The organism is Cyanobium sp. Tous-M-B4, from assembly GCF_024345395.1.
GTDB lineage: Bacteria > Cyanobacteriota > Cyanobacteriia > PCC-6307 > Cyanobiaceae > Cyanobium_A.
Map to the genome: position 1 here is coordinate 226,798 of NZ_JAGQBA010000005.1, position 21,738 is coordinate 248,535.

General features: G+C 62.7%; 31 protein-coding genes. 13 read left to right on the forward strand and 18 right to left on the reverse strand.

Annotation, left to right across the window (positions count from 1 at the left end):
- The first annotated feature begins 9 nt into the window (after nucleotides 1-9).
- On the forward strand, nucleotides 10-306 hold the full coding sequence (locus tag KBY73_RS11430; protein ID WP_254937216.1) for a hypothetical protein: 297 nt from the start codon (nucleotides 10-12) through the stop codon (nucleotides 304-306).
- Nucleotides 307-353: 47 nt separating this feature from the next.
- Here the strand turns inward: KBY73_RS11430 and KBY73_RS11435 are convergent, their stop codons facing one another.
- The 8 genes from KBY73_RS11435 to KBY73_RS11470 form a co-directional block, all read right to left on the reverse strand.
- A complete protein-coding gene (locus KBY73_RS11435; RefSeq protein ID WP_254937217.1) occupies nucleotides 354-623 on the reverse strand; it encodes a hypothetical protein in 270 nt (89 codons plus the stop codon).
- Nucleotides 624-1,071: 448 nt separating this feature from the next.
- Nucleotides 1,072-1,323 (reverse strand): hypothetical protein, encoded by a 252-nt coding sequence (locus tag KBY73_RS11440; protein ID WP_254937218.1) that lies wholly within the window; start codon nucleotides 1,321-1,323, stop codon nucleotides 1,072-1,074.
- A gap of 109 nt (nucleotides 1,324-1,432) precedes the next feature.
- Nucleotides 1,433-1,717 (reverse strand): hypothetical protein, encoded by a 285-nt coding sequence (locus tag KBY73_RS11445; RefSeq protein ID WP_254937219.1) that lies wholly within the window; start codon nucleotides 1,715-1,717, stop codon nucleotides 1,433-1,435.
- A gap of 10 nt (nucleotides 1,718-1,727) precedes the next feature.
- Nucleotides 1,728-2,609, reverse strand: coding sequence for a hypothetical protein (locus KBY73_RS11450; protein ID WP_254937220.1), 882 nt, complete (start codon nucleotides 2,607-2,609; stop codon nucleotides 1,728-1,730).
- 81 nt (nucleotides 2,610-2,690) lie between these two features.
- Nucleotides 2,691-3,065 (reverse strand): HepT-like ribonuclease domain-containing protein, encoded by a 375-nt coding sequence (locus tag KBY73_RS11455; RefSeq protein ID WP_254937221.1) that lies wholly within the window; start codon nucleotides 3,063-3,065, stop codon nucleotides 2,691-2,693.
- On the reverse strand, nucleotides 3,062-3,379 hold the full coding sequence (locus KBY73_RS11460) for a nucleotidyltransferase family protein (protein WP_254937222.1): 318 nt from the start codon (nucleotides 3,377-3,379) through the stop codon (nucleotides 3,062-3,064). The genes KBY73_RS11455 and KBY73_RS11460 overlap by 4 nt, the downstream gene beginning before the upstream one ends.
- Nucleotides 3,380-3,580: 201 nt before the next feature.
- On the reverse strand, nucleotides 3,581-4,144 hold the full coding sequence (locus tag KBY73_RS11465) for a hypothetical protein (RefSeq protein ID WP_254937223.1): 564 nt from the start codon (nucleotides 4,142-4,144) through the stop codon (nucleotides 3,581-3,583).
- A 9-nt stretch (nucleotides 4,145-4,153) separates the two neighbouring features.
- On the reverse strand, nucleotides 4,154-4,642 hold the full coding sequence (locus KBY73_RS11470) for a hypothetical protein (protein ID WP_254937224.1): 489 nt from the start codon (nucleotides 4,640-4,642) through the stop codon (nucleotides 4,154-4,156).
- Between the two features lie 116 nt (nucleotides 4,643-4,758).
- On the opposite strand from KBY73_RS11470, the gene KBY73_RS11475 reads away from it, so the two are divergent.
- Both KBY73_RS11475 and KBY73_RS11480 read left to right on the forward strand, forming a co-directional pair.
- Nucleotides 4,759-5,025: a hypothetical protein gene (locus tag KBY73_RS11475; RefSeq protein ID WP_254937225.1), complete on the forward strand. Its 267-nt coding sequence runs from the start codon at nucleotides 4,759-4,761 to the stop codon at nucleotides 5,023-5,025.
- Nucleotides 5,025-5,453 (forward strand): type II toxin-antitoxin system VapC family toxin, encoded by a 429-nt coding sequence (locus tag KBY73_RS11480; protein ID WP_254937226.1) that lies wholly within the window; start codon nucleotides 5,025-5,027, stop codon nucleotides 5,451-5,453. The genes KBY73_RS11475 and KBY73_RS11480 overlap by 1 nt, the downstream gene beginning before the upstream one ends.
- Nucleotides 5,454-5,462: 9 nt before the next feature.
- Here the strand turns inward: KBY73_RS11480 and KBY73_RS11485 are convergent, their stop codons facing one another.
- On the reverse strand, nucleotides 5,463-6,884 hold the full coding sequence (locus tag KBY73_RS11485; protein ID WP_254937227.1) for a DUF4055 domain-containing protein: 1,422 nt from the start codon (nucleotides 6,882-6,884) through the stop codon (nucleotides 5,463-5,465).
- A gap of 279 nt (nucleotides 6,885-7,163) precedes the next feature.
- Between KBY73_RS11485 and KBY73_RS11490 the strand changes: the two genes are divergently transcribed.
- The 3 genes from KBY73_RS11490 (at nucleotide 7,164) to KBY73_RS11500 (ending at nucleotide 9,145) form a co-directional block, all read left to right on the forward strand.
- Nucleotides 7,164-7,691 carry a hypothetical protein gene (locus KBY73_RS11490; RefSeq protein ID WP_254937228.1) on the forward strand — a complete coding sequence of 176 codons (528 nt, stop codon included), beginning with the start codon at nucleotides 7,164-7,166 and terminating at the stop codon, nucleotides 7,689-7,691.
- A 65-nt stretch (nucleotides 7,692-7,756) separates the two neighbouring features.
- The gene (locus tag KBY73_RS11495; protein ID WP_254937229.1) at nucleotides 7,757-8,527 is read left to right on the forward strand and encodes a hypothetical protein; all 771 of its coding nucleotides are present in this window, start codon (nucleotides 7,757-7,759) and stop codon (nucleotides 8,525-8,527) included.
- A 216-nt stretch (nucleotides 8,528-8,743) separates the two neighbouring features.
- Nucleotides 8,744-9,145, forward strand: coding sequence for a hypothetical protein (locus KBY73_RS11500; RefSeq protein WP_254937230.1), 402 nt, complete (start codon nucleotides 8,744-8,746; stop codon nucleotides 9,143-9,145).
- Nucleotides 9,146-9,180: 35 nt separating this feature from the next.
- Here the strand turns inward: KBY73_RS11500 and KBY73_RS11505 are convergent, their stop codons facing one another.
- The 7 genes from KBY73_RS11505 to KBY73_RS11535 all read right to left on the reverse strand — a co-directional run bounded on the left by KBY73_RS11505 (nucleotide 9,181) and on the right by KBY73_RS11535 (nucleotide 16,221).
- The gene (locus KBY73_RS11505; RefSeq protein ID WP_254937231.1) at nucleotides 9,181-9,666 is read right to left on the reverse strand and encodes a sigma-70 family RNA polymerase sigma factor; all 486 of its coding nucleotides are present in this window, start codon (nucleotides 9,664-9,666) and stop codon (nucleotides 9,181-9,183) included.
- A 37-nt stretch (nucleotides 9,667-9,703) separates the two neighbouring features.
- Nucleotides 9,704-11,368 (reverse strand): terminase large subunit domain-containing protein, encoded by a 1,665-nt coding sequence (locus tag KBY73_RS11510; protein ID WP_254937232.1) that lies wholly within the window; start codon nucleotides 11,366-11,368, stop codon nucleotides 9,704-9,706.
- Entirely contained in the window at nucleotides 11,368-11,904 is a 537-nt protein-coding gene (locus KBY73_RS11515; protein WP_254937233.1) for a hypothetical protein, read from the reverse strand. The genes KBY73_RS11510 and KBY73_RS11515 overlap by 1 nt, the downstream gene beginning before the upstream one ends.
- 4 nt (nucleotides 11,905-11,908) lie before the next feature.
- On the reverse strand, nucleotides 11,909-12,292 hold the full coding sequence (locus KBY73_RS11520; RefSeq protein WP_254937234.1) for a hypothetical protein: 384 nt from the start codon (nucleotides 12,290-12,292) through the stop codon (nucleotides 11,909-11,911).
- 104 nt (nucleotides 12,293-12,396) lie between these two features.
- Entirely contained in the window at nucleotides 12,397-13,095 is a 699-nt protein-coding gene (locus KBY73_RS11525; RefSeq protein WP_254937235.1) for a hypothetical protein, read from the reverse strand.
- 287 nt (nucleotides 13,096-13,382) lie between these two features.
- On the reverse strand, nucleotides 13,383-16,007 hold the full coding sequence (locus KBY73_RS11530) for a primase-helicase zinc-binding domain-containing protein (RefSeq protein WP_254937236.1): 2,625 nt from the start codon (nucleotides 16,005-16,007) through the stop codon (nucleotides 13,383-13,385).
- A gap of 10 nt (nucleotides 16,008-16,017) precedes the next feature.
- Nucleotides 16,018-16,221, reverse strand: coding sequence for a hypothetical protein (locus tag KBY73_RS11535; protein ID WP_190548267.1), 204 nt, complete (start codon nucleotides 16,219-16,221; stop codon nucleotides 16,018-16,020).
- A 106-nt stretch (nucleotides 16,222-16,327) separates the two neighbouring features.
- Between KBY73_RS11535 and KBY73_RS11540 the strand changes: the two genes are divergently transcribed.
- Entirely contained in the window at nucleotides 16,328-17,752 is a 1,425-nt protein-coding gene (locus KBY73_RS11540; protein ID WP_254937237.1) for a DEAD/DEAH box helicase, read from the forward strand.
- On the opposite strand, the gene KBY73_RS11545 is transcribed toward KBY73_RS11540, so the two are convergent.
- Both KBY73_RS11545 and KBY73_RS11550 read right to left on the reverse strand, forming a co-directional pair.
- Complete coding sequence (locus KBY73_RS11545) at nucleotides 17,749-18,195, reverse strand: type II toxin-antitoxin system VapC family toxin (RefSeq protein ID WP_254931001.1); 447 nt, start codon at nucleotides 18,193-18,195, stop codon at nucleotides 17,749-17,751. The two genes, KBY73_RS11540 and KBY73_RS11545, sit on opposite strands and share 4 nt — an antisense overlap.
- Nucleotides 18,195-18,431, reverse strand: a complete 237-nt coding sequence (locus tag KBY73_RS11550; RefSeq protein WP_254931000.1) for a type II toxin-antitoxin system Phd/YefM family antitoxin — start codon at nucleotides 18,429-18,431, stop codon at nucleotides 18,195-18,197. The genes KBY73_RS11545 and KBY73_RS11550 overlap by 1 nt, the downstream gene beginning before the upstream one ends.
- 60 nt (nucleotides 18,432-18,491) lie before the next feature.
- Here KBY73_RS11550 and KBY73_RS11555 point away from each other — a divergent pair, with 60 nt between their 5' ends.
- The 6 genes from KBY73_RS11555 (at nucleotide 18,492) to KBY73_RS11580 (ending at nucleotide 21,727) form a co-directional block, all read left to right on the forward strand.
- On the forward strand, nucleotides 18,492-18,869 hold the full coding sequence (locus tag KBY73_RS11555) for a VRR-NUC domain-containing protein (protein ID WP_254937238.1): 378 nt from the start codon (nucleotides 18,492-18,494) through the stop codon (nucleotides 18,867-18,869).
- A 303-nt stretch (nucleotides 18,870-19,172) separates the two neighbouring features.
- Nucleotides 19,173-19,784: an XRE family transcriptional regulator gene (locus KBY73_RS11560; protein WP_254937239.1), complete on the forward strand. Its 612-nt coding sequence runs from the start codon at nucleotides 19,173-19,175 to the stop codon at nucleotides 19,782-19,784.
- A 126-nt stretch (nucleotides 19,785-19,910) separates the two neighbouring features.
- Nucleotides 19,911-20,636 carry a hypothetical protein gene (locus KBY73_RS11565; RefSeq protein ID WP_254937240.1) on the forward strand — a complete coding sequence of 242 codons (726 nt, stop codon included), beginning with the start codon at nucleotides 19,911-19,913 and terminating at the stop codon, nucleotides 20,634-20,636.
- Nucleotides 20,633-20,869 carry a hypothetical protein gene (locus KBY73_RS11570; protein ID WP_254937241.1) on the forward strand — a complete coding sequence of 79 codons (237 nt, stop codon included), beginning with the start codon at nucleotides 20,633-20,635 and terminating at the stop codon, nucleotides 20,867-20,869. The genes KBY73_RS11565 and KBY73_RS11570 overlap by 4 nt, the downstream gene beginning before the upstream one ends.
- Nucleotides 20,862-21,443 (forward strand): hypothetical protein, encoded by a 582-nt coding sequence (locus tag KBY73_RS11575; RefSeq protein ID WP_254937242.1) that lies wholly within the window; start codon nucleotides 20,862-20,864, stop codon nucleotides 21,441-21,443. Before KBY73_RS11570 ends, KBY73_RS11575 begins: the two co-directional genes overlap by 8 nt.
- The gene (locus KBY73_RS11580) at nucleotides 21,443-21,727 is read left to right on the forward strand and encodes a hypothetical protein (RefSeq protein WP_254937243.1); all 285 of its coding nucleotides are present in this window, start codon (nucleotides 21,443-21,445) and stop codon (nucleotides 21,725-21,727) included. Before KBY73_RS11575 ends, KBY73_RS11580 begins: the two co-directional genes overlap by 1 nt.
- Nucleotides 21,728-21,738 lie beyond the last annotated feature (11 nt).

Sequence of the window (21,738 nt, forward strand, 5' to 3'; positions counted from 1 at the left end):
TGTAGATGCATGAGCGATGAGCTGACGCCCTTGCTGCCACCTGCCCAGAGGGGCGGTAAGCCTCCCTTTGATCGTGAGCGCTTTGTCTTTAAGACCCTGGCGGTAGTGATCTGCACCCAGCTTTTGATCTATTCCCTTGCTGCTGGGGTCTGCGGTCAGCGGGCCTTGGCGGGCCGGCCAGTTGGTCAGGTATGCCCCGGCACGCTTGAGAAATTGCAGATGGGTTTTGATTCCACCCTCAACCTGCTGCTGGCGCTACTGGGAGGTGCAGCGCTGACGAGGGTTGGCAGGCCGCCTGCTAGCTGAACTTCTCTGCACCTTTGACAGAAAGCACCAAGCAGTAGCAGAGCTAATCAGCCCACCAGCTGGAGGTGCCGGCTACTGAACAGCTCTCCGGTGCAGTTCACCGGCAATAACGCAGAGCGACCAGCCCGGTACCAGGCATCCACCAAAGCAGCGCTAGAGCGGGGGTAGAGCTCTCCCGCCAAGATCCAGAGCTCGTCATGCAGCACCTGCGTCTGATCTGGCGTGCCTACGTACCAAGGCGACTCAGGGTCTTGCGACAGCTCCTCGTGGAGCAGCAGCAATCCCTCAAGTACGCAGTTAGCGAGCTCAGGCGTCATCGGCTTTGCTGGCCCCACCTTGCGGTGCGGCTACCCAAGAATGTCCATCCACGCACACCAAGGTGCGCCAGATCAAGCACTGGCACCCAGAGGGTTGTGCTGCAGGACAACGCAAAGGGGGGCAAGGCAGTGGTGTTAGGGGACTAGCCCAGCAGCGCTCAAAATGAAAGGAGCTAGCGCAAGAGATCACAGCAGTGCTGCGGTCGCCGGCGGCTGCTGTGAACTTGCCACAGCGGAGCTGTGGCTGCTAGTGAGCATTTGTTGCGCGCATGCAGCCGCCAGCTGTGATCTCTTGCACAGTGAAAGAAGGCGCCAGTGAGTTAGGTGCCGGCATGAGCGCCTGCATTCCCTTGCCCGGCCGCTCCAGAGAATCCCCCGCTCACCCCGGGGGTTTTCTGTTGCTGGCCATTTGAGCAACTCTGCGCAGCCTCTTGGCCTGCCCGCTGCATCAGCGCGGCAACGGGCAAAGCAAGGGCCCTGGCATACGACAGGTACGCCAGCCCCCCTTGGTAGTGGACACCTCCACACCGATCAGCGCAGCGGGGTGGTTGCTTTCAGTGATCGGTTCAACCCAAGCAATCGCATCAGCAATTGCGTCATCAAGGCTGCTGTATTGCGCGTCGAGCTCACGGTGCGGCTCGCAGCCAGCATCGATCAGGCGGTAGCAACGCTCTGCCCCTTGGCTAGTTGAAATCTGCATCTGCTTTCTTTCAGTTCTGCCGGCCGCACCTAGCGGTGCGACCCAGCTCATCACCATGGCTAGCCAGCAAACCACTTGGCGGTATCGAGCAGAACACTTTGATCAGTCGTTACAGCCAACCCCGATAAGCACTGCGCTGCTTGCGGGCACTGGCCTTGGAGCGAGCAGAGCCGAACTGTGGACTAGTCCCGTTACGGCGGCGTCTTACCCAGCTGCCCTGGCGAATCAGGCGGCTATCGGCAGCATTGGCTTGCTGCACTGACACCAAGCTTCCATAGCCCGTCTTATGGCGAGCACTAGCGCGGCTGCGGGCCTGGCTTGTGCTGCTGGCTGGCACCACCGTGGCGGTGCTCCTGCGGCTCCAGAACGCCAGGTAGTAACGCCAGCTCGCCATGGCTTTGAGCTCACCGGCGGTTGTTGCGGCCGCCATTGGTCGTAAAGCCAGCGCGGTAGAGCTCACTGGCACTCATGGCCTGGGGGTTGAGCACCTCGCCAAAGCCACCGCTAGCTGCTGGCGTTATTGCCAGTCCAGGTGTCCCCGTGCCCATGGCACCGCGCTGTTGAAACAGGAAGCCATAGACGGGGTGGATGCGCAGCTGATCGAGGAAGTCAGCGGTGCTCAGTGGCCGCCCGTCATCGCCCAGCAGGGGCTGGCCCTGGCTGTCGAGAGGTTCGAGCACATCACTCCCGTCCTTGCCGGCGCTGAGGCGAAAGCTCTCCCCTAGCTGACCTTTAAAAACATCAAAGAACGTGCCGCGCCCATCGCCGCCGGTGCGGCCCTCGGCTTCTGAGAAAGCACGCTCCAGCAGCCGTTCCTTGCGCAAGGCCAGCACAAGAGCTTGGGCGCCATCGCGTTCGGCAGCCACGGTTGCCACCTTCTTGGCGGAGGCTTCTTCCATATGCCGTTCGCGCAGCTCAACCTGCTGCTCCAGCAGCTGCTTCTGCCGTTCTGCCTCCTGCAGCCGGGAGTATTCCTCTGGATTGATCTCAGAGAAGCGGGTCAGCTGCTGACGCACACCCCGCAGTTCTTTCTCAAGGTTGTTGCTGCGGCGCCGTTCAGCCTTAAGGGCTTCGCTGAGGCCGTCCTTCCCTTGAGAGGCCGAGTCATGGCAACTGGGCGCAGGATCGCTTGCATCTAGCGAGTAGCTATCGCTGCTGCCGGCCCGTGCATCGGCCTCAACCCCGTCGTTGGGGTCGTCGGCGTAGGTGTGCGGCTCAAGTTGGTCGTTGCCCTCACCCGCGCTGCGGGCAGTGTTGGTGCTGGAGGCTGTGGTGCTAGTGGCCATGACCCGTCTCGGCTGTCAGTGGAATCGGCAGCCCATCGCGGCGCTGTCAATACCTCTTGCCGAGGCCAATACGTCGTTGGCTCAAGAGGGTTGCCGACTACGTGCTTCCAAGCTGCGAATGGCGTCCAGAACACCGGGCAAGGCTTCCTGGCAGATCAGCAGCACCTGTTCAGCATCTAAATCGAAGTACTGGTGGGCAATGACATCGCGGAATCCCATGGCGCCCTTCCAGTCGATCTCAGGGAAGCTGGCCGCCAGGAGGCCTGGGCGGAGCTTCTCTAATCGCTTTAGAGCTTCCCCGGCTGCTAAGAACTGCATGCAGATCACATCGAGTAGGTCCTGGCCTTCCTCCTGCTCGAGCAGAGCTGGATCGTTCAGTAGGGGCTTTGCCTTGCGCTCGATCCGCTCTAGGGCCTGTCGCAGTGGCGTCAGCAGTAAAAGCAGATCACCACTCACGCGCTGATGCCCTCTTTGAGGATCGCCGCTCGTAGCGCCGGGTTCATGCGCTCTCGCAAACGCACCAGGTCAATAGGGCGCTGCAGCAGCTGCTCCAGCTCTTCTTTGAGGTGCACCGTCGCGAAGGGTGTGAGCGGGTCAAGTTCCACCCAGACATCCACATCACTGTTAGCGGTGGCTTGGTTGCGAACCGTGGAGCCAAACAGGCCGATGCGTTGCAGCTGATACCGCTGCCGCCACTCGCTCTGGCGCCCGCGCAGAAGCGAAAGGAGCTCCTGAAGGCTGGGTGATGGTTGCGCGATCGAGCTGGTCATGGAACCAGTGGCATCCAGCCAGTATCGACTAGTTCGGCCGCGCAGTCAGCTCTGCTGACTTGTGACGCCAAGTGCTGGCATACAGGATGACCACATGAGGAACAGTCAGACTTTCGCGCCTGGTTAGGAGCCTTTAAGGCCAAATCAGGTTGAGAGACCAACCAGGGGACTTCGGAGGTGGTGGGAAGTCGCTGCATGCGCTCACTCCAACCGATTCGGCTTGAGCGTGCCAAACACCCGTTCACCAATCAGCGGCTGCACCAAGCCGCCGATGCCGCCTGAGCCGTAGCTGGCACCAAACTCCAGCACGGTGAAAAAGGTGTACTGGGCATAGGGATCGAGATCCGCATCACCTGCGGCATTGAGCAGGGTTAGATCACCAAGCCAAATTGCGCCCTCGCAGGGGGCCACAACGGTTCTGCCGGCAGTGGAGACGCGCCGGCCGTTTTGACTCCACTGCAGCTCCCTACTCAGCCAGATCGCACCAGGATTGGGAGGCAGCCGGGTGGCACGGCAGATAATCCCTTGAAAGGTGAAGTCACCGGTATCAACACCAGGGCCGTTGTCTCGGGCGGTGATGTAACGGGAGCGTTCAAGGAAGCACTCGAGCACGTGGCTAGCCACCACAGCAGAGGTGGTGTCACCAGGAATGGCGTTTTCGCCCAGAAGTAGCCGGGCATTGGCAAATGGCTGCAAGGGGGTTGGGCCCCATAGCGCTGAGTTGCGGTTGTGCTTGCCACTGGTGAACTGGCGGGGTCTGATCATTACCAGCGCTCAACCCCTCAGCAGGGCCACGCTGCCAGTCATCACCGCGGCAGTAGCTGTGATCTGAAGCCAGCTGGCCAGGCCCGGCAGCAGCAGGCTCAGCTGGTCGGCATAGCGGCGCCGCTGGCTAAGCAGGGCCGCTGCGCTGGAGCGGGGATTGGCATAGACGGTCTCGCTCTCCTGCCGCAGTAGTGCTGTGTCGTAAGCGATCACATCGGCTTTCTGCAGCGGGGCATCGCCGCCGGCTGCAACCGATCCAGCGATCGGGCCGGAGGAGGAGCGCTTCTCGATTGCCTGCTCCTGCTCAGCTCCGCCCACCAACAGCTGCTGATCGATCAGGGCCACCGCATCGAGCAGGGCGCGGGCGCTGAGTACCCCAGCTGGGTGGTGGCGCTCCAAGTCCGCCATTGCCCGCCCGATGGCATCAAGGCAGGGAACTGTTGCCGGCAAGGCCAGCGCCTGGCGGATGGCTTCTTGATCCTGCGGTTGCCAGCTCACCGCGGAGCCTGAATTCAGCAACGGGCCAACTACGCAGCATCGAGGGCCATTGCCGACCATGCAAAAACCTGTATTACAGTTAGTCCATTCGTCGTACTGGGTTAGCCCTGCGGGCCATGCCGCTCACCGTCAGGCTCGATTCCGACACCGAGCACTTTCTCAATGACCTGCTTGAGGAAACCGGCCAGGACAAAAGCTCTCTGATCCGCCAGCTAATCCGTGAGCGCTGGCAGCAGGGGCAGCCACGCCCCTCCATCACCCAGCAATTGGGAGGCCATCCCGAGGCCTTCCTCGACACCCTGCCTGCAGGCAGCGCGGAGCGGCAGCAACGGCGCCGGCTTCTTGGCCAGCACCTACAAAAGCGCCGAACGGAGCGGAGCTGATGCAGCGGATCTTGGTCGATTCCGGCATCCTGCTGAGCTACTACCAGCAACAGGAGGCGCTCCATCAAGCGGTTATCGACTTCTTTGACCAGAACACGGCTCTGCTCATCACCTCACCTATTTGCATCGCTGAGGTGCTCTGGCTGCTTGGCAATCCAGGTAACCCCGGAGTGCTGGCTGCTCAAAACCACCTGCTTAGCGCCGTGAGTCGCGGTGGCATTGAGGTCATCAACCTGCTTCCAGAGGACTATGCCCGTGTCGCCGAGCTCAACGGGCGCTACGCAGATCTGCCAGGTGATTTCGCCGATCTCACCTTGGTGTCCATCTCCGAGCGGCTTGATGTCGCTGAGATCCTCACGCTTGACAGCGACTTTGATGTCTACCGGCGTTTCCGCCAGCAACCCTTTTGCCGGATCTCTCTCGGCTGAGCAAAGGCCCTAGGTAGATGCCGGGGCGATACCGGCCAGATCCCCCAGCCATTGCCGCAGGGCCTGCTCGCTAATGATTCCCCGCTCCTGCAGCTGCAACATCTCGCTCACGGTCGGCTGGGGCTTGGGTGCTGGTGCAAGCGGACTGATCTCAACGGTCAAGGCAGGGCCTTCTTGCACAGGCAGCGGTTCACCGGTGATGGCGCACCAGTGCTGCAGCAGAGAAGAGAACATCGAGGCCTTTTGTATCGCCTGGCTCTGCAGCAGGGCATAGGCCTGGGAAGCGGCCATTGAGATCTCCATCGCCGTGCGCGGTGCCCCCTGGGCAGCAGCGGGGATGAGGGCATCACGGCGCATGCCTTGATCCAGCGATTCCAGCCAGGCGCGGTGTTCCGCCAAAGACCGGGCCTGGATTTCTACAAACTGGAAGCTGGCACCTTCCGGCAGGTCGATGACGCTGTTGGGTCCCAGCACCACCGGCTCACTGGCTGAGCTGCTGCCCATCGGGCCAGCCACGCCGGTGCGTACTCCCACCGGCAGTGCAGTTCGGTACAGCAGCTCCTGGTAGTCGCTCTGGCAGCGGAAGTGGTTGAGGTACTGGTGCGCCAGACCCAGATGGGGCAACTCCCCCTCGCCAAAAGCAGCGCCATGACTGGCATACCAAATGGCGGGTAGTTGGTTGATGCCGCGGTAGTGACGCTGATCAAGGCGTTGCGTGCGCCAGCCGCTGGGGGCCTGGGGATCGGCCACCAGGGTCTCGGTGCTTAGGTCCATGCCAGCCCCGCCGGGGCCATCACCAACAAGAGAAGCCGTCAGGTACTGCCAGGGGTGGGGCAGGGGCTCCGGCGGTGGTGCTGCCTGATTGGCGGGCGCTAGTGCATTGGGGCACCGCTCCCGCCAGGTGATCGCATCTGGCAGGGCATGGTTGCCTGGCAGGTACCAGTGCAGAACATCTCCCCGCTCGATAAGCAGCAGCCGCGGCAAGGAGAGCCGATCGCCACTCCGCAACGCCTGTTGGCGATCACCCTCACTAGGCCAGAGGTGGACCGGCGGGATCACCCCTACAAGGGCAGCACCATCTCTGAGTACCAGCAGATCAGCGGCTTCTAGAAACACGCCCAGGTCGGTGCCGCAGCCATCCACATCGCTGATCACCGCCTGCAGCGTGGCTGGCAGCTCCCGCCAATGACTGGAGGCCAGCATTCCAGCAAAGGTGCGCAACGCATCGCGGAAGAACCCGGAGGGCAGGGCCGCTTCCAATCGCCGCCGGTAGGCGCTCTCGGGTTCGCGCTCTCCACGGGGCAGGTAATGGGCCTTACGGCCATTGAGGAGCTGCCAGCAGTCCTGCACTAGATCCAGCCGCGGCAGCAGTGCCGCCAGGGTTGAATTCAGGGGCCAGGGCAACAAATTAGTAATGGAGATAGGCGACACCACAGCAAGCAGCACTGCTGGCTATTGCCGGTGCCCCCGCGCTGAACCCTCAGTACAGAGCAAGAAGGCATGGCGCGTCTGGACCAAGAAATTGCGGCTGGATGGTTCTCAAACCCACGAACCACAGCTAATGTTGTCGAAAGTAAATACACAGCCGCTACCTTCAAAGACGGCTGAGGCCCCTTGATTGACACCCTGATGTTGGTTATCGGAAAGCAATCAGCATGCCGAGGCGGTTCTCGGAGTAGCCGAATATCAAGTTAGACATGCGCAGGAAATATGGAAGACACTGATAGCGGTAAACCGCGTAGACTGAAATATGCCGACATCATAGATGCTTTTCTGCTTAATGAATGGCCGATGGAGGGCCGCCTTCCCGTTGGTTTTGAGGGAAGAATATTCGAGGAAATAGTGCAACAAATTCTCGACAAGAATGGCGTTGAAAATAAAGTCGAAGAAAGGCACCTGCCAAAGACAATTAGTTCCGACTTCCATGAGGCGGCTTTTTTGGCAGGAAGACCACTTAGGGCAAGGCGTAAATACTACCTACCCGACTTCACGCTGACAGATAACATATGGATTGAGGCAACTCTTTGGGAATCCGAAGCCCACAAGAAGACATTCTTGTATGCACATCAGTGTGACCGCCTGATCGTGCTCTACCTTTGCTCTTCCGGTGCTGTCCGCTTCAGGAGTTCCTTTAAAAATACGATTGTAATCAGCGTATATGACTACTTTCCACCAGGCCAGATAGGCCAATATATCCATAGTCTACGCAGGCTTGAAACTATCGTAGGAGGTTCGTGATGTTGTTCAAAGTGACATATACTCGATGGCTAAAAACACATAATCGCAGCCACCGAGATTATAACATGAGAAAGTCTTTCCCTTGGCATATCATAAGCCGCTTGGATTTCAGTCCAGCTGTACTACAGGCAAGCACCACCGTACACAATAACAAGGGTATTCCACTTGGTTCAGTGGTCTTGGATAGGTACGAGCATCGGACACAAGACCTGCGCCACCAGTTTGATGTCACAATCAACGACGTGCGTGCCGGTAAAGCCTTCGAGTTTCGAATTGTTTTCTCTGATGATGGCGTCCTTATTACCATACATCCTTTGGGTAAGGATACGGCGGTTCGGGCAGTTAAGGATTTCTTGGCAGGCCGCTATAGCTCTTATGACGAGCGCCCCGACAAGAAACTAGCTCACGCTATCTTCAAGGAAGCAGTGTTACGGTTGCTCAGGAATGCTGGGGCAATGAGCGAATATAAGATAGATCAACCCTATCCAGGTGTTGCTATATCAGATCTATTTCAAGAAGCCGCAGCGGCAGTCAATCGAGAACTTCATCGGCGAATGACTTATACTATAGACTTGTCACAAGAGAGAAAATTGTGGAAATGTCTACTGTTGTTCCAGTATGAGGCGCATGCAGCTACGTACAAGTATGCATCGCAGTGTGGCAGGTATTTGTCTCTATATCTCATGAAAACAAGAGCCGTGCCTGATCCCAATGTATTTGACAATGCCGAAGTCGTATCCATCTATGACCATTTCGATTTTTCGGCAGAGCCGGACATCAGACGACATTTGGGAGAACTGGAAAAGCGTGTTGAAATTTTTCGGAAGTATGTATAACAACGGCTTGCAGCCGACGTTTGTCCGCCGTGCTCCGCAACGCGGCTGAACCCTGATCGTAAATATCAGAATTCCCAACTGCCTGTCCGGCATCCAAAATGTCCAAGCGAACGTGGTCAACCGTTAATTCTGCTGTTGTCCAGCTCAGTCAAGGGGAGCTGCTGAATCTTGTCGCCGAGCTCCATCGATTCTCTAAGCAGAACCAGACCTTTCTCCATGCCCGCTTTGCGGATGCAGAGGCCATTTTGGAAGAGTGCAAGGTTATTGTTGGTGATTGTCTACGTCCAGATATGCGACGCAATCGTCCACTGCAAGTCCCCAAAAAATAAGGGTGTTGCCGATTTCTGCAAAGAAATTGCCAAGCCAATCGCCCAAGCAGATCTGATGCTCGTCTTGCTGGAGCTGGGCAATGTATTTGAGGTGGAGTACGGCGATGTTGATGCGGGCTTCTACAACGCTTTGCTCACCATGGCCAGCCGAGCTGCTGAAACCATCTGCTTCCTCTCCAAGAACTGCAGCAGCCCTTCATTGATCGATTCGCTCAGGTCGTGCAGTCTTCGTCCGGCATCGGCTGGGGCTAACACGACGAGCCTGTTGAGATCTATGGCGCCGCTTTAACTGATCGAGATTGATGCACCCCTCGGCAGCGGCCATCACTCCAAGGATTCATCCGTTTGGCTTAGCGCCATCGCCACCACTCGCACTGAGCAAGCGGCTGCAATCTCAGCCCAACGCTCCGGTGTGAGCCCCAACTGCTTGGGGATCTGATCTGCGGTTATGCCCTGCCGCAGCAACTTCTGCCCCCTGGCATACAGCTCCCGCCAGCGGCCTGGCACTGAGATCAGAAACCCCTTATCGCGCAGGTAGTGGGTGATCTCACCATTAACGAATGGTCTGGCGTAGGCGATGAAGTTGGAACTGCTGCGGTTCACCCGCTTGCAGTCATAGCGGCGTGAGGCCTTGATCAACCCAATTGCAGCCAGCTGCTCGAGGTCTTCTTTGGGGTGGCCGGTGCGGCGGGCGTAGTTGCCCGCCACCTTGGCCGCAAAGTGCAGATGCTCAACCACCAGGGCATCAGCAGCGCCGTGGGGCGAACGGCAGGGTCGCTGCCGGCAGTGTTTTTGGGAGGTAGGGCTCATGGCAGGGTGGCAGTGAGGGGAGGGGGCTTTGCCCCCATCAGCGGGAGAAGAGCAGCGGTCTTGCGGCAGTGCTGCCGCTGCCACGCCAGTGCTGGTTTTGCAGCCAGATCACCCCCTGACAGAAGGCATCCACCAGGTCGTCATGGGCGGCATTGGGAAAACCCAGCAGCTCAGTGATCAAGTCGTCGTTGCCAGGGCAGAAGCCCAGTTGGCCGGCCTCAAGCAAGGGCGCAACGGCATGGGCGCGGCTCACCTTGCTGCCTGCTGGCCGCACTGCGATCAGTCCAGGGATCTGGCGCTGGAGCAGCTGACATACCGCCGGGCCATTGGCGGCGTCTTCTATCAACACCGCATCGGGGCCTAGCCCCTGCGCTTTAAGCGTGGCCAGGCACTGGCCAAGGAATTTGACAACACCCGGCAGATCCAGGTGGTGGTGCTGACTCCAGAGCACCTCAATGCGGTGACTCGGTGCTGCTGATCTGCCGAGTGCACTTACCGGTGCAACTTCTCCACTGCGCGTAGCAGCAGCGGTGCGATGCAGCTGCAGGCCCTGGCCATGGGCCTCAATTGCAGGGTGAATCGCTCGCTGCTCTGCAAGGAGACCGAGCAGGACAAAAGCGCAGTAGTCGTTGCCCTCGCCGCCCTTAAAGCTCAGGTCACAGCTGAGTACCAAGGGGGAGAAGGGCTTCTGCTGGCCTTTCTGGGGCTGGCCCCTATGGACCGGGCCCCTTTGGGGCTGCTCCCTTAGCGGTATCTGCAGCAGCCAATGCCGCTGAAACAAAAGGCCCTCAGCTGGTGATGGCCGCTGCTGGTAGAGGGCGTTCCACCAGTAGCTGCCCGCACGGATGCGGATCTGCTCAAGCTCCGCAGCAGGAAACCGCTCTGGGCATAGAGGTTGACCGGGCTGGCGCCAATCAGGCTCAAGGCTGCAGGTATCTGGAAAGCGCAGTTGCTGCACCGGATGTTCAGCAATGGCGGGCAGGTTGAGCACTTGCCAGTGCTGCGGTGCGGCGCCGCTTTCTTGGCTAAGTAGCCAGCCGATCAGGTCGTCCTGATGCCAGCGGGTGAGCACCACCACCTGGGCGGCGCCATTTACGCCTGGTTCCGATCTAGTTAGCCAGACGGACTGGAACCACTCGATCAGCTTTTGGCGTTGAGCTGCGGAGTTGGCATCTTCTGGGCCCTTGTAGGGGTCATCGATGATCCCCAGGGCATAGCCCTTACCCGTGAAAGGTCCTCGCACACCGGCAGCGATGCAGCCGCCGCGCTCGGGGGTTAGCCAGTTGCCCACCGCGGTGGAGTCTTTTGAGAGGGGATGACCAACCGCGCGGTAGTAGTGGCGAGCTTCTCGGCTATGGGCATAGGCCAGCTCGGCTGAATAGGAAGCAATGGCGCAGAAGCGTGTTGGGTAGCGGCTCACCCAGTAGGCGGGAAACAGCTTGGAAACCAGGAGCGATTTCCCCAGCCTTGGAGGACAGCAGACGATCAGGCGATTGAGCTGGCCATCAGCAATGCGCTGCAGCAGGGCGATCAGGCGCTCAGCCCAGGTGTGGAAGGCGTAGCCGGGATAGGCGGCCACGATGAAGTCACGAAAGCTCTGCTGGCCCTCCTGCTGGGTTTGGCTGCGGTTTGGATCAGGAAAATTCAGCAGGCCCCAGTCAGCCCAACGGTCGGTGGCCGGATCCAGCAGCAGGCCGGCCATCAGCTTCTGCTCCCTGCCGCCTGCCCGTCTGGTGCCTTGAGGGGAGCGCGCAGCAAGCCGCCGATCTCGGCGATGACCCGGAAGGCTCCAACAGCTGCTGAAAACTGCTCAGCATCCATGGCCCGGCGAGCGCAGTCATTGAGGGCAAAGATCTGCTCGGCCTGGTGCCGGCGGCGATCGGAGATCAGCTCCTCGACCATCCGCTCGCGGGCGAGGTTGAGGTAGCGATTGATCGTCTGGCTGTTGGTCACCCCCCAGCTTTCACGAGCTTTTTCGTAGATCAGCGCCAGAGGAATGCGCTGGGCGATCCACAACTGCCCCTCAGCCACGCGGCGCTCCACCTCCAGTCGTGACGGCCGGGGCGGTGGCTGGGCCGCATGTCCCTTGGTGCGACGCGGTGGGTTGGCGTGCCCAATCGGTCGGGCGGGATCGGTGGGCTCGTAGATGGGCTGGCCGTTGTCGTCCTCCGTGCTGGCGGCAGCGCGCAGCTCCTCCACCGGATCAGCAGCGCTGAAGTTGTGGGCGCGCGGCGGCATCAGCTCAGAACGGCAGGGGCTGGGTCTTCGGGGGGCGGATGGTCCAGAAGGGCTTGCCGCGCTTCTCCGTGGCGCTGCCCTGCTGGATCGCCGCTTCCTTGGAGGCCTTGAGCTGCTGCTCGATCTGCTGCACCACCGGTGGGAACTCGTAGCTCAGGCGCCCGGTGCTGTGGGCAAAGGCCCAGTCTTTGTGGGAGAAGGAGGGATCCAGCTGGCCGCTGGCCATCGCCGTGTTGAGGGCCTCCAGGAGCGGCTCGAGCTGCTGCTCCAGCTCCTTCTGTTGCGCCTTGATCGCGGTGACCGCGTCCAGCAGATCATCGAGATCAGCCCCAGTTACCGCATCGGCGACTGGGGCTGGGGGAGCAGCAGCAAGCAGGAGGTCCGCCATCGAGGAACATCAGAACAGTTGCCCGGATGATTCCGAGCCTGCTGAGTCTAGCGGCCAGCACCTACAAGTCAGTTTACTGAGTTAGCTCACATTGATCCTGGCTCTCAGAAGGGCCTGCGGGCGGAGCAATAGCAGCTCCAGGCGGCGGCCCAGGCGCTCAGGCACTTCTCACGGCTGTAGAAGGTGCTGCAAAAGGCCTCGCCGGGCTTGCTCCAGATCGTCTGACCAAGCTCGTAGTGGTTCCCCTGGGCTGCTTCCAGCACCATGTAGCCGCCGAGCTGGGCGGCGGTGGAATAGGGCCGGCCGTGGGCCGAGAGGGTCTTGAGGTCGTAAAGCACCCGCACCTCGTGGCCCCGGCGCTCACTCAGGGCCCGTGAGACGTAGGCGCCGTCAAAGGCCCCCGCCACGTTGCGGGTCAGACAGCAGCTGAGCCGTTCGCTGGCGATCACCTCCACTTCATCCCAAAGCGGCAGCTGCAGCAGCGGCAGGATCCAGTCCCGGTACTGGTGGTGCCCGCAGAGGGTCTCGGCGTCCAGCAGAGCTTCTCTGGTGCTCTTGCCCGCCAAGAAGCGGGCCTGGCTGTAGTGCTCAAGGGCTGCGTGCACGGTGGTGCCGCGCGGCTCCCAGATCGACCGCTTGGCCTCGATCGAGCGCTTGGCGTAGTCGCTCAGGCCATGGGCCAGCACGCCGGTGATCGACACCGGAAATAGGTGCTCGCCCAGCCAGTACCGGTGCGCTGCCTCATCCCGCCAAAGGCCGGGGATGGGGTCAAGCCAGGTGGAGGTGGAGGTGGTGGTGGTCATGGCCGTTTCAGTTGTGACGCGGTGTGACGGTGGGCGTAACAGCCGAGATGGGCGGCCTGCAGTGGCTTTTTGGGGTGCCTGTAACGATGTAACCCTTTTTCAGATATAGAGGCATTAGCAAGCAGCAGCGTCTAGTTGAGAAGGTGTGAATTTGTCTTTGAATTCATAGGGGGCTCTATGTGCTCCCTGAAGCGTTACATCGTTACGGATACCCAGATTGCTTGCGGTGCATGGGATCTGGGCGTTACCGCTGCTGTTATGTCTGGCCGTTTTGTAACGGCTGCTGGTTACAGCACGCTCAGGGGAATGGCGACTGCACGGCTGATCATGCCGGCGCCACAGAAGCGCACCGGTCCGGCCCGTTGCGCACCGCCCAAGCGCAACAGCACCACAGGCCAGCTGTTCTGCCAGGCGGAATCAGCAAGAAACTGCTCAATTGCCTTGGCGGTGTTACTCACCAGCAGGCGGTCCTGATCCACCCGCAGTCCATGGCGCCCCAGGGTCTGGGTGGCCAAGCCCGCGCTGACATCGAGGCAGGTGCTGTGGCGGGCGGCCAGCTCCACCAGTTCACCGATCGTGCGGGTGACGGGCTTGTCGTCGGTCTCCACCCGCACCTGGCGCTGCAGGATCGTCTGGATGCAGCGGGCCTCGTCTGGCACTTCGGTGCTCTGGCTGTAGCTCTCCCAGTCGTGGCAGGCAATGCAGTGCTCGGCCTCCTCCTGGGTGGGGACGAAATCACTGAGCAGCGACCAGGCGCCGGCCATCAAGGTGCCGTATTGATCACCCAGGCGCTGGGAGTCGAAGTGGCGTGCGGCGGCAGAGGAGAAGACCACCACCGATTGGCGGATCACCGGGATCAGCGACACGGTGCGAGCGATCAGCCGCCGCGCCAGCTCAGGGGTGACGTGGTGCTCGAGATCGCGATCGAGATTCTGCCAATGGGCTTCTCGTTCCTCCTTGCCCATCTCGTTGGGGCTGCGCAGGGTCAGCTGCGCGAAGCGGCTCTTGTCCGCCCCCTGCTTGAGGGCGGTGGCGATCGATGACATCAGAAACATCGAGCGCACCCGGAAGCGGCTGACATCCCCACTGGGTGAGCCCTTGAGCATCTCGGCGCTGCTCTCGCTGCTGGCAACCCGTGCCAGCGAAAGGATCGCCTGCATCCGCTGCTGGTCGCCCTTCTCGTTGCTCTCGGCCTCATCAAAGACCACCGGCACGGCATCCGAGCAGATGGTCTGACGCAGGCCCGCCTCGGTCGTGGCGCCCACTACCACCAGGCTCAGGTCGCCGAGCAGCGGTGCCACGAAGCGATCGAGGATCTGGCTCTTGCCCGAGCCGGCGCCGGCAGTGAGCCAGATATGGGGACGCCAGCGCAGGGCGCCGCAGATCGGAGCCAGCACCACCCAGCCGAGCAGGAGGGTGCCTGAGGCCGGCACCTCCCAGCGGAAGCGGTTGGCGATGCCCACGATCATTCCGGCCTCCGCCACGCTCAGGGGCTCCACTCCGCAGGGGCCCTCCAGGCGCTTGAGCCGCTGATAAATGAACCGTGAGCGAAAGGGCCTGGTGATCGGGTGCTCACCCTCAGGAGTGATCAGGCGATCGCCGAGGTGCAGCACGGTGCGGCCCTCATCCCACCAGGCCCCGCGGCCGCGGATGCGCTCCACCGCAAAGATCCCCATCGCGGCCGAGCTCTTGTGCAGATCACTGGCTGCTGCCGGCCAGTTCACACCGGTCCGGCTGGGGTAGAGGCTCTCCCAGTACTCCAGTGGTGCCAGGGCCACCAGGTGGGTGGCGGTGTGGCAACCCCGGGGCAGGCGGATCACCTGACCGGTGCTGCCGGGTTGATAGAAGTTCGCGTCCGCGTCGTAGCCAAGGCACTGAAACGGTGTGGCCGGGCTTGGGGGTGCAGCAGGCGCTGTCTCTGGCGGAGCACCAGCGTCATCGCCAGCAGCACCCGCGTCAGCGGAGCTCCATGGCTGGGCTGCTTTCGCCAGCTGTCGGCCGGCCTGCCGGGGTGTCCAGTCGGCATCGGCCAGGTCCCAGCCTTGGGGCAAGTCCGCCGGCAGGGCCACCAGTTGCAGCTGGCAGTCGAGCGGGTGCAGCAGGGCGGCCAGGCTCTGCATGGCCGCTAGGCCGGCAGCATCAGCATCGGGCCAGAGCGTCACCGAGCGGCCGGCCAGTGGCGTCCAGTCGGCCTTGGCAAGGGCTTTGGCGCCATTGGCCCAGGTGAGCACCACGTGCTGCGGGAAGAGGCGGGCGGCCGCGTCAGCAGTGCCCTCCCCTTCCACCACCAGCACCAGTGCCTCGGGGCGCTGCAACAGATCCGGCAGGCCGTACAGCGGTCTGGGGGTGGGCCAGTCGCAAGTGAATGGATCGCGGCGGCTGGGGCGGTGCCAATCGCTATCCAGCCAGACGCGATGCAGGAAGGCCTTGCCGCCGCTGCGCAGCCGGATCCGCTGGATCCAGAACAGCACCTCCCCGGCACCGTTGCGGTAGGCCCATTGGGCGGTGGCGCCGCGGTTCAACGGCGGCAGCGGCGCATCGGCAGGGGGCTTCTCGGGCATGCGCCAGGGCTTGCCGTTGCGATTGCAGCTCTGGCTGGGGATGCTGACCTTGTCGCCAGGCACCAGACCAAGGAAGGCCTCCACCTGCCGGGCGGCCTCCACAAAACTCCAGCCCTGCCGACGCATGAGCAGGTCGATGCCGGAGCCGGCACCACCGCGCTGGTCCTTGCCGCCGCACTGATTGCAGAACCAGGAGCCGCTGCCGTCTTTGTCGTCAAAGCGGTAGCGATCCGTGCCGCCGCAGAGTGGGCAGGGCTGATGGCGATCGCTCAGCTCCGCGTCGCTCAGCCCTGCTAGTGCCGCAAGGATCTCCGGCCAGCGGCCCCGAGCCGCAGCAATGGCATCGGCCATGGGATGTCGCTCACCAGCCCTGGCTGGCAAGCGCCTGGTTACCCGTAGAGCCGCGATCGGGCGCGGGAACCAGGGACTCACGGTGGATCACAGCGTCGAGCACCTGGCGCAGGGCGGCTGAGCGACTCAGGGAGCCGTGCCGACGCCGCGCATCAAGCCAGGCCAGTTGCTCTTGGGTGATCGAGACACTCACCGGCAGGGCGTAGTCAGACATGGGATCTCCGCTCGTGAACTACAGCCTAATGCTTTAGGCCAGCTCTCGCTAGGCTGAGCCAAAGAAGGATAGAGGCTAGTCACTATCCTGATCGCCTGTAATCCCAGTGGCCCCGATCGTCTTGCGCGACTACCAGCAGCAACTGCTGGCCGATCTCCGCGCCGCCCTCAAGGTCCACCGCCGGGTCTGTGCGGTCATGCCCACCGGTGCGGGCAAGGGCCAGACCATCGGCGCGATCGCCCGCGGCGCGGCCGGCAAGGGCCGGCGGGTGCTGGTGCTGGCCCACAGGGCTGAGCTGATCGAGCAGCTCACCGGCACCGTGCGGGCCTGGGGGCTTGAGCCCGATGTAATCGCCCCTGGCCGCACGCTGCAGGGCCGGCAGGTCGCCGTGGGCTCGGTGCAGACCGTGGTCCGGCGGCTTGAACTGCTGCCGGCGCCAGATCTGATCATTCAGGACGAGGCCCACCACCTGGTGGCAGGCAACGTCTGGGGCCGGATCATCGAGGCCTGGCCAGGCGCCCATCTGATCGGAAAGACCGCCACCCCCGAACGCCTCGACGGCAAAGGGTTGGGCGTAGAGGCCGGCGGCTACTTCGAGGCCCTAGTGCTCGGGCCCTCAGCGGCCTGGCTGGTCGAACAGGGCTGGCTGGCCCGGCCCAAGGTGTTCTCCTGGCCAGGGGCGCGCAACAGCAAACTGCGGCGCCGGTATATGGGCGAGTTCGACCTGGAGCAGGCGGCACGCGCCTTTGGGGATCGGGCCGCCATTGGCGATGCGGTGTCGCACTATCGCCGCCGCCTGCACCCGGGCACCGCCATCTGTTTTTGCTGCACGATCGAGCATGCCGAGCAGCTGGCCGGTGCCTTCCGCGCTGCGGGAATACGGGCCGCATCGGTGAGCGGCGCCACCCCAGCTGATCAGCGCAAACGCCTGATCGCAGGACTCGGCACCGGCGAGGTGGAAGTGCTCAGCAGCTGCATGATCATTTCCGAGGGCACCGACATCCCTTCAGTGGGTGGCGCGATCCTGATGCGCCCCACCGCCAGCCTTTCCCTTTACTTGCAGATGGTCGGCCGGGCCCTGCGGCCCGCACCGGGAAAACAGGAGGCCGTGATCCTCGATCACGTCGGCAATGCCCATCGCCACGGCCTGCCCACCGATGAGCGCCAGTGGGACCTGGCCGGCCGCCGCCGGCGTGAGGGTGTCTCGATTCCGATCAAGGACTGCCCGCACTGCTTCTGCAGCTGCCCCAGCCCGGTAAAGGTCTGCCCTGACTGCGGCTACCTGTTTCTGGTCGAAGAACGCGATGAGCGGCGCCGCGGTCTGCAGCAGCTGGAGGGCGAACTAGTTGAAGTCAAGGGCGCAGCCCGCCACCGGCCCAAACCCAAGCCCAACCAGCAGCAGAGGCCCCGGCGCACGCACCCGGCAGCTGGCTGCCGGACCTTCGAGCAGCTGCTGGAGCGGGAGCAAGAGCGGGGCTACAAGCAGGGCTGGGCCAGGTATGTCTGGGCTGCCAGGCAGCGCAGCGCTTAATGCCTGACTGGCTTGCCGCCTGCTCCCAGGAGTTCAGCCTCCAGGCCCAGCTGTTGGGCCGCCGCGACAAACGGGGCATCCAGGCTGCAGAGGGTGGCGCCACGGCCGCTGGCGATTGCTAGGTGCAGGGCATCGGCCGCTCGCAGGGACGTGCTCCAGCCGCGCAAGCAGGCGTTGGCGTTGCGGAAGTCCTGCGGCTCCAGTTCCAGCATCAGCAGGCCTGGCGCCAGGCTGCGCTCAAACCCCTGCAGCACCGTCTCGGCTTGCGCCTGGCTCAGTGCCTTGGTGCGCACCTTCAGGCCGAGGGCGGAATGGAGCTCGGTGACACTCCAGGAGCTGATCGCCAGCGGTGCACTGGCTTCAGTGAGAAACGCCGTTGCCGTGGCGGAGTGCGCTTCCGGCGTCAGCACCGCCAGCAACACGCAGGTGTCGATGTAGAGCATCAGGCGCCGGACTCATCCCGCAACGCCCGCATGGTCTCCACGCCGCTGGTCGGCTGCTCGGGCAACGAGCCACGCAGGGTTGCGAGCTGGGGCAGCAGATCACGCACGCTGCAGCGCGGCACCAGCTCGGCGATGGCTTTGCCGCGACGCGTGATCACCACCGCCTGCCCAGCCTCCACAGCATCCAACAGGCTGGAGAGCTGGGTCTTGGCTTCCGCCACCGTCACCTGCACCATGGCCGTTGACCATCTGGATGACCAACTCTAGGGCGGGCTGATGGCCCGGCAACAGGAGGCATGGCCTCCTCCCCCAGCGAACACGAAATCCAGCAGCGCATCCGCCTGGCCTGCGGCCGCGGGCGGGTACGGCTCTGGCGCAACAACACCGGTGCCCTGGTCGACCAGCAGGGGCGCTTCGTGCGCTTCGGGCTTTGTAAGGGCAGCAGCGACCTGATCGGCTTGCGCTCACTGGAGATCACGCCCGAGCTGGTCGGTCAGCGCATTGCCCAGTTCGTTGCCCTGGAGATCAAGACGGGTTCCGGAACCGTCAGCCCCGAGCAGCGGGCCTTTCTGCAGCTGGTGCAGCAGCTGGGCGGCTTGGGCGGGATCTGCCGCTCGATTGCAGAGGCCCAAGCGGTCCTGGACCTGGATCCCATGGCCGGGTCGGTCCAATGAACAGGCCCGAACTCCGCAAGCAGCTGCAGGCCTTGGCCCGTCGCTATCCCGGCATCCACCCATACACGCTGGTCCTCCGCTTCCAGGGCCAGACGGGCCGGGTTCTCACCGTTCAACAGGTCAAACAGCTCTTGGCCGAGCCAGGAAATAACCGAGACCAGCCTGCCAAGCTGTAACAAGCTATGGCTAGCAGTGCCAAGCAGCGCTTAGGATCGGGCTATGGCACAAGCAAAGAAGCCCGTCAAGCGCACCTACCAGGCCGTCCTTGACTGGCAGGACGAGTCCCGAAAAGCCTTTGGGAAGATGCTGCTCAACTGGCGGCGCCGTAACGGCTGGACCCAGTACACCGCCTGCGAATGGGGCACAGAAGCCGAGTTTGAGGTGATTTCCTACGGGAATCTCTCGGTGATCGAGCAGGGCAAGGCCGGCGAGCTGCGCCAGAAGGCCTTCTTTCAGCTCGAGGAGCTCAACCGTCGCCTGGCGGAGAAGGACTGGGGACCGGTCAAGTCCCAGCGGTTGAAGGACCAGTTGAAGGATGCGGAGCCCCTGCACGGCGATGACGACAAGCTCTGGGATGCCGTGGACTTCTGGAGCTGCTACATCGGCTATGTGCCGGTGCCCAAGGCCTTTCAAGCAGCGCCCGCGCCGACCCTCACCTCGAAGCGTGCCGAGGAGATCTGTCAGAAATGGCGCCAGCACGTGCGCCGCGTGATCAAGGAAGGCGGTCTCGACGTCACCCAAGCACTGGAGCAGCTGGTCAAGGGTGCACAGAAGGAGCACCAGAAGCGTTTCTCAGAGGTGCTGGCCATCGACGACTACAGCTCGGTTGAGCTGGCTCAGCTCTGGGTGGATGGCGAGGAGTTCCTTCCCGAGCAGTGGATCGGCGCCTGGGAGCAGAAAGCGCTGGGTGCCTGATCGGACCGCTCTGGCGGACGCAACCAGGGCCGACCTGGACGATTGCAAGCAAAGTCTGGGGTTGCGCCTAGCGTTAGCAAGCCGCTAAGCTCAGGCCAGCGGGCACAAGCCCGGCTCTCTGATGTCATGACCCAAACCCCCGCACGCGCAGGCGTGCCAACCGGCGCCCTCGCGTTGCTCGACGAAAAAGGCAGCGCCGAGCGCGCCCTTACAGCCGCCCTAGCCTCGTTCCAGGAGCAGGTGCAGGCCGTTCCTTCCCTTGATCTAGCTGCTGTGGTCGAAGCAGCCAGACCAGCCTTTGCCTCGGGCATTGCCTTCAGCGCCCAGCTGGTCGACATCCGCGGCCGCAACAAGTTGCGGGTCACCGTGATGCACTCCGGTGGAGCTGAAGTCACCAGTGAGGAGTGGGCCGACGAGGTCGACGACCTGCTGCGGGCCTCCGGGTGGATGCTGGCCATGCTGCTGGGCATCCCTTTGGCCAAACAGGCTCAGCCTGTAGAGCCTGAGAATAAAGGGGCAAAGAGCCTCGCATCTGTCGGGATTCCTGGTGCTCCTGCTGGGCCTGAACCCAGCAGAGAGAAAGAGGCTGTCCCAGTGGTTGACCTCGATGTCGCTCTGGAGCCGCTCACGCCCCAGGAGATCGAGGCCACCCACCAGCGGATCCTCGCCCTGCCCCAGGCAGCACGCCAGGAGCTGACCAAGGCGTTCCGCGAGCACTTCCAAGTGCCGCGCAATGCCCGCTCCATCGGTGATCGCATCACGCAGCACCAGCACGCCGCCTTCGTCGACCACTTCCTTGAGGAGTACGAGGGGCACGGCCTCGATGACGCCGCGACGCCGGTGGAGCCGTGAAAGGCCTTCGTCGCTACGGCGAGCAGCCACGCTCGGCCGCCGGCCGCCACTTCATCCAGACCCAGGTGCGCACAGATGTGTACCTGCGAGTCCGCGAGGTGATGGTGCGCCACAACCTCTCGGCCAGCGGGGCAGTGCATCACCTGCTGCGCGAACGCTTTGGTCTGCCGCCCCTGCCTCCTTTCGATCAACAGCCCATTTCCACCGTTCACCCCGTTTCAACCCATGGCTAAGGACATCTTTCGTACCCCCCTCGCCGAAGTGCGTTGGGCGCACCTGATCAGCCCTCGGCACCAGCTCGACAAGAGCAAGCCCAAGGCCTGGACCGCCGATCTGCTGCTGGCCAACAGCGATGAGAAAGCCCAGTCCTTCCTACTGGCGATGGAGGACCAGTTCATCGCCCTGCACGGCAGCCGCAAGCGCCGCGCCGAGAAAGGCTTCCCCTGGAAGCCCGACAAGGAGAAGCCCAGCGAGATCACCGTGGTGCGCTTCAAGGTGCCGCAGTTCCAGCGCCGTGACGGCTCTCTTTCTGAGGGGCCCCGCATCGTCGATGCCAAAAAGCAGCCCTGGGATGGGGCCGCCATAGGCAACGGCTCCAAGGTGGTCGTCGCCTTTGACATCTACGACTGGGACGGGGAGAACGGCTGCGGCATGACCTTCCAGCCCCGTGCTGTTCAGGTCGTCGAGTTCGTGCCCTACGAGCAGGTCGATCCCACCGACGGCTTTGAGGAGGTCGAGGGATACACCACGGGTGCGGGCAACGGATCCGGTTGGGCTGTTGAGGACGACGACGAGGCCCCCTTCTGATGGGCACACCGCACGTCCGCAGTAATGGGGCCTTCGGGCCCCGCCCCCAGCTGCCGGCCTTCTGCCGCACCCGCCGGCCCACCGTCATGGTCACGGTTTCCAGCCTGGCTGGCTTGCGCGCTCTGGCGCTGCTGGGCCTGGCATTTCAGCTCAGCACCCTGCTGCTGGTGCTCGCCGGGCCCGTGCCACCGCGGCCGCTGGCCAGCACCAACACCGTCTTCCACTCCGATGCCAGCGCTGACGCCGGCGAAGTTCCCGCCGTCACACCGCTCTCAGACCAATGAACACCACAACG

Excerpts from the sequence above, each read along its gene's own strand:
- KBY73_RS11475 (WP_254937225.1), top strand. The coding sequence starts at position 4,759 with ATGCCGCTCACCGTCAGGCTCGATTCCGACACCGAGCACTTTCTCAAT.
- KBY73_RS11460 (WP_254937222.1), bottom strand. The coding sequence starts at position 3,379 with ATGACCAGCTCGATCGCGCAACCATCACCCAGCCTTCAGGAGCTCCTT.
- KBY73_RS11560 (WP_254937239.1), top strand. The coding sequence starts at position 19,173 with ATGCTGCTCAACTGGCGGCGCCGTAACGGCTGGACCCAGTACACCGCC.
- KBY73_RS11550 (WP_254931000.1), bottom strand. The coding sequence starts at position 18,431 with ATGGTGCAGGTGACGGTGGCGGAAGCCAAGACCCAGCTCTCCAGCCTG.
- KBY73_RS11435 (WP_254937217.1), bottom strand. The coding sequence starts at position 623 with ATGACGCCTGAGCTCGCTAACTGCGTACTTGAGGGATTGCTGCTGCTC.
- KBY73_RS11525 (WP_254937235.1), bottom strand. The coding sequence starts at position 13,095 with ATGACCACCACCACCTCCACCTCCACCTGGCTTGACCCCATCCCCGGC.
- KBY73_RS11580 (WP_254937243.1), top strand. The coding sequence starts at position 21,443 with ATGGGCACACCGCACGTCCGCAGTAATGGGGCCTTCGGGCCCCGCCCC.
- KBY73_RS11450 (WP_254937220.1), bottom strand. The coding sequence starts at position 2,609 with ATGGCCACTAGCACCACAGCCTCCAGCACCAACACTGCCCGCAGCGCG.
- KBY73_RS11445 (WP_254937219.1), bottom strand. The coding sequence starts at position 1,717 with ATGGCGAGCTGGCGTTACTACCTGGCGTTCTGGAGCCGCAGGAGCACC.
- KBY73_RS11480 (WP_254937226.1), top strand. The coding sequence starts at position 5,025 with ATGCAGCGGATCTTGGTCGATTCCGGCATCCTGCTGAGCTACTACCAG.
- KBY73_RS11565 (WP_254937240.1), top strand. The coding sequence starts at position 19,911 with ATGACCCAAACCCCCGCACGCGCAGGCGTGCCAACCGGCGCCCTCGCG.
- KBY73_RS11530 (WP_254937236.1), bottom strand. The coding sequence starts at position 16,007 with ATGGCCGATGCCATTGCTGCGGCTCGGGGCCGCTGGCCGGAGATCCTT.
- KBY73_RS11490 (WP_254937228.1), top strand. The coding sequence starts at position 7,164 with ATGGAAGACACTGATAGCGGTAAACCGCGTAGACTGAAATATGCCGAC.
- KBY73_RS11465 (WP_254937223.1), bottom strand. The coding sequence starts at position 4,144 with ATGATCAGACCCCGCCAGTTCACCAGTGGCAAGCACAACCGCAACTCA.
- KBY73_RS11430 (WP_254937216.1), top strand. The coding sequence starts at position 10 with ATGAGCGATGAGCTGACGCCCTTGCTGCCACCTGCCCAGAGGGGCGGT.
- KBY73_RS11535 (WP_190548267.1), bottom strand. The coding sequence starts at position 16,221 with ATGTCTGACTACGCCCTGCCGGTGAGTGTCTCGATCACCCAAGAGCAA.
- KBY73_RS11515 (WP_254937233.1), bottom strand. The coding sequence starts at position 11,904 with ATGCCGCCGCGCGCCCACAACTTCAGCGCTGCTGATCCGGTGGAGGAG.
- KBY73_RS11505 (WP_254937231.1), bottom strand. The coding sequence starts at position 9,666 with ATGAGCCCTACCTCCCAAAAACACTGCCGGCAGCGACCCTGCCGTTCG.
- KBY73_RS11545 (WP_254931001.1), bottom strand. The coding sequence starts at position 18,195 with ATGCTCTACATCGACACCTGCGTGTTGCTGGCGGTGCTGACGCCGGAA.
- KBY73_RS11500 (WP_254937230.1), top strand. The coding sequence starts at position 8,744 with ATGCCCGCTTTGCGGATGCAGAGGCCATTTTGGAAGAGTGCAAGGTTA.
- KBY73_RS11495 (WP_254937229.1), top strand. The coding sequence starts at position 7,757 with ATGAGAAAGTCTTTCCCTTGGCATATCATAAGCCGCTTGGATTTCAGT.
- KBY73_RS11555 (WP_254937238.1), top strand. The coding sequence starts at position 18,492 with ATGGCCTCCTCCCCCAGCGAACACGAAATCCAGCAGCGCATCCGCCTG.
- KBY73_RS11520 (WP_254937234.1), bottom strand. The coding sequence starts at position 12,292 with ATGGCGGACCTCCTGCTTGCTGCTGCTCCCCCAGCCCCAGTCGCCGAT.
- KBY73_RS11440 (WP_254937218.1), bottom strand. The coding sequence starts at position 1,323 with ATGCAGATTTCAACTAGCCAAGGGGCAGAGCGTTGCTACCGCCTGATC.
- KBY73_RS11575 (WP_254937242.1), top strand. The coding sequence starts at position 20,862 with ATGGCTAAGGACATCTTTCGTACCCCCCTCGCCGAAGTGCGTTGGGCG.
- KBY73_RS11510 (WP_254937232.1), bottom strand. The coding sequence starts at position 11,368 with ATGGCCGGCCTGCTGCTGGATCCGGCCACCGACCGTTGGGCTGACTGG.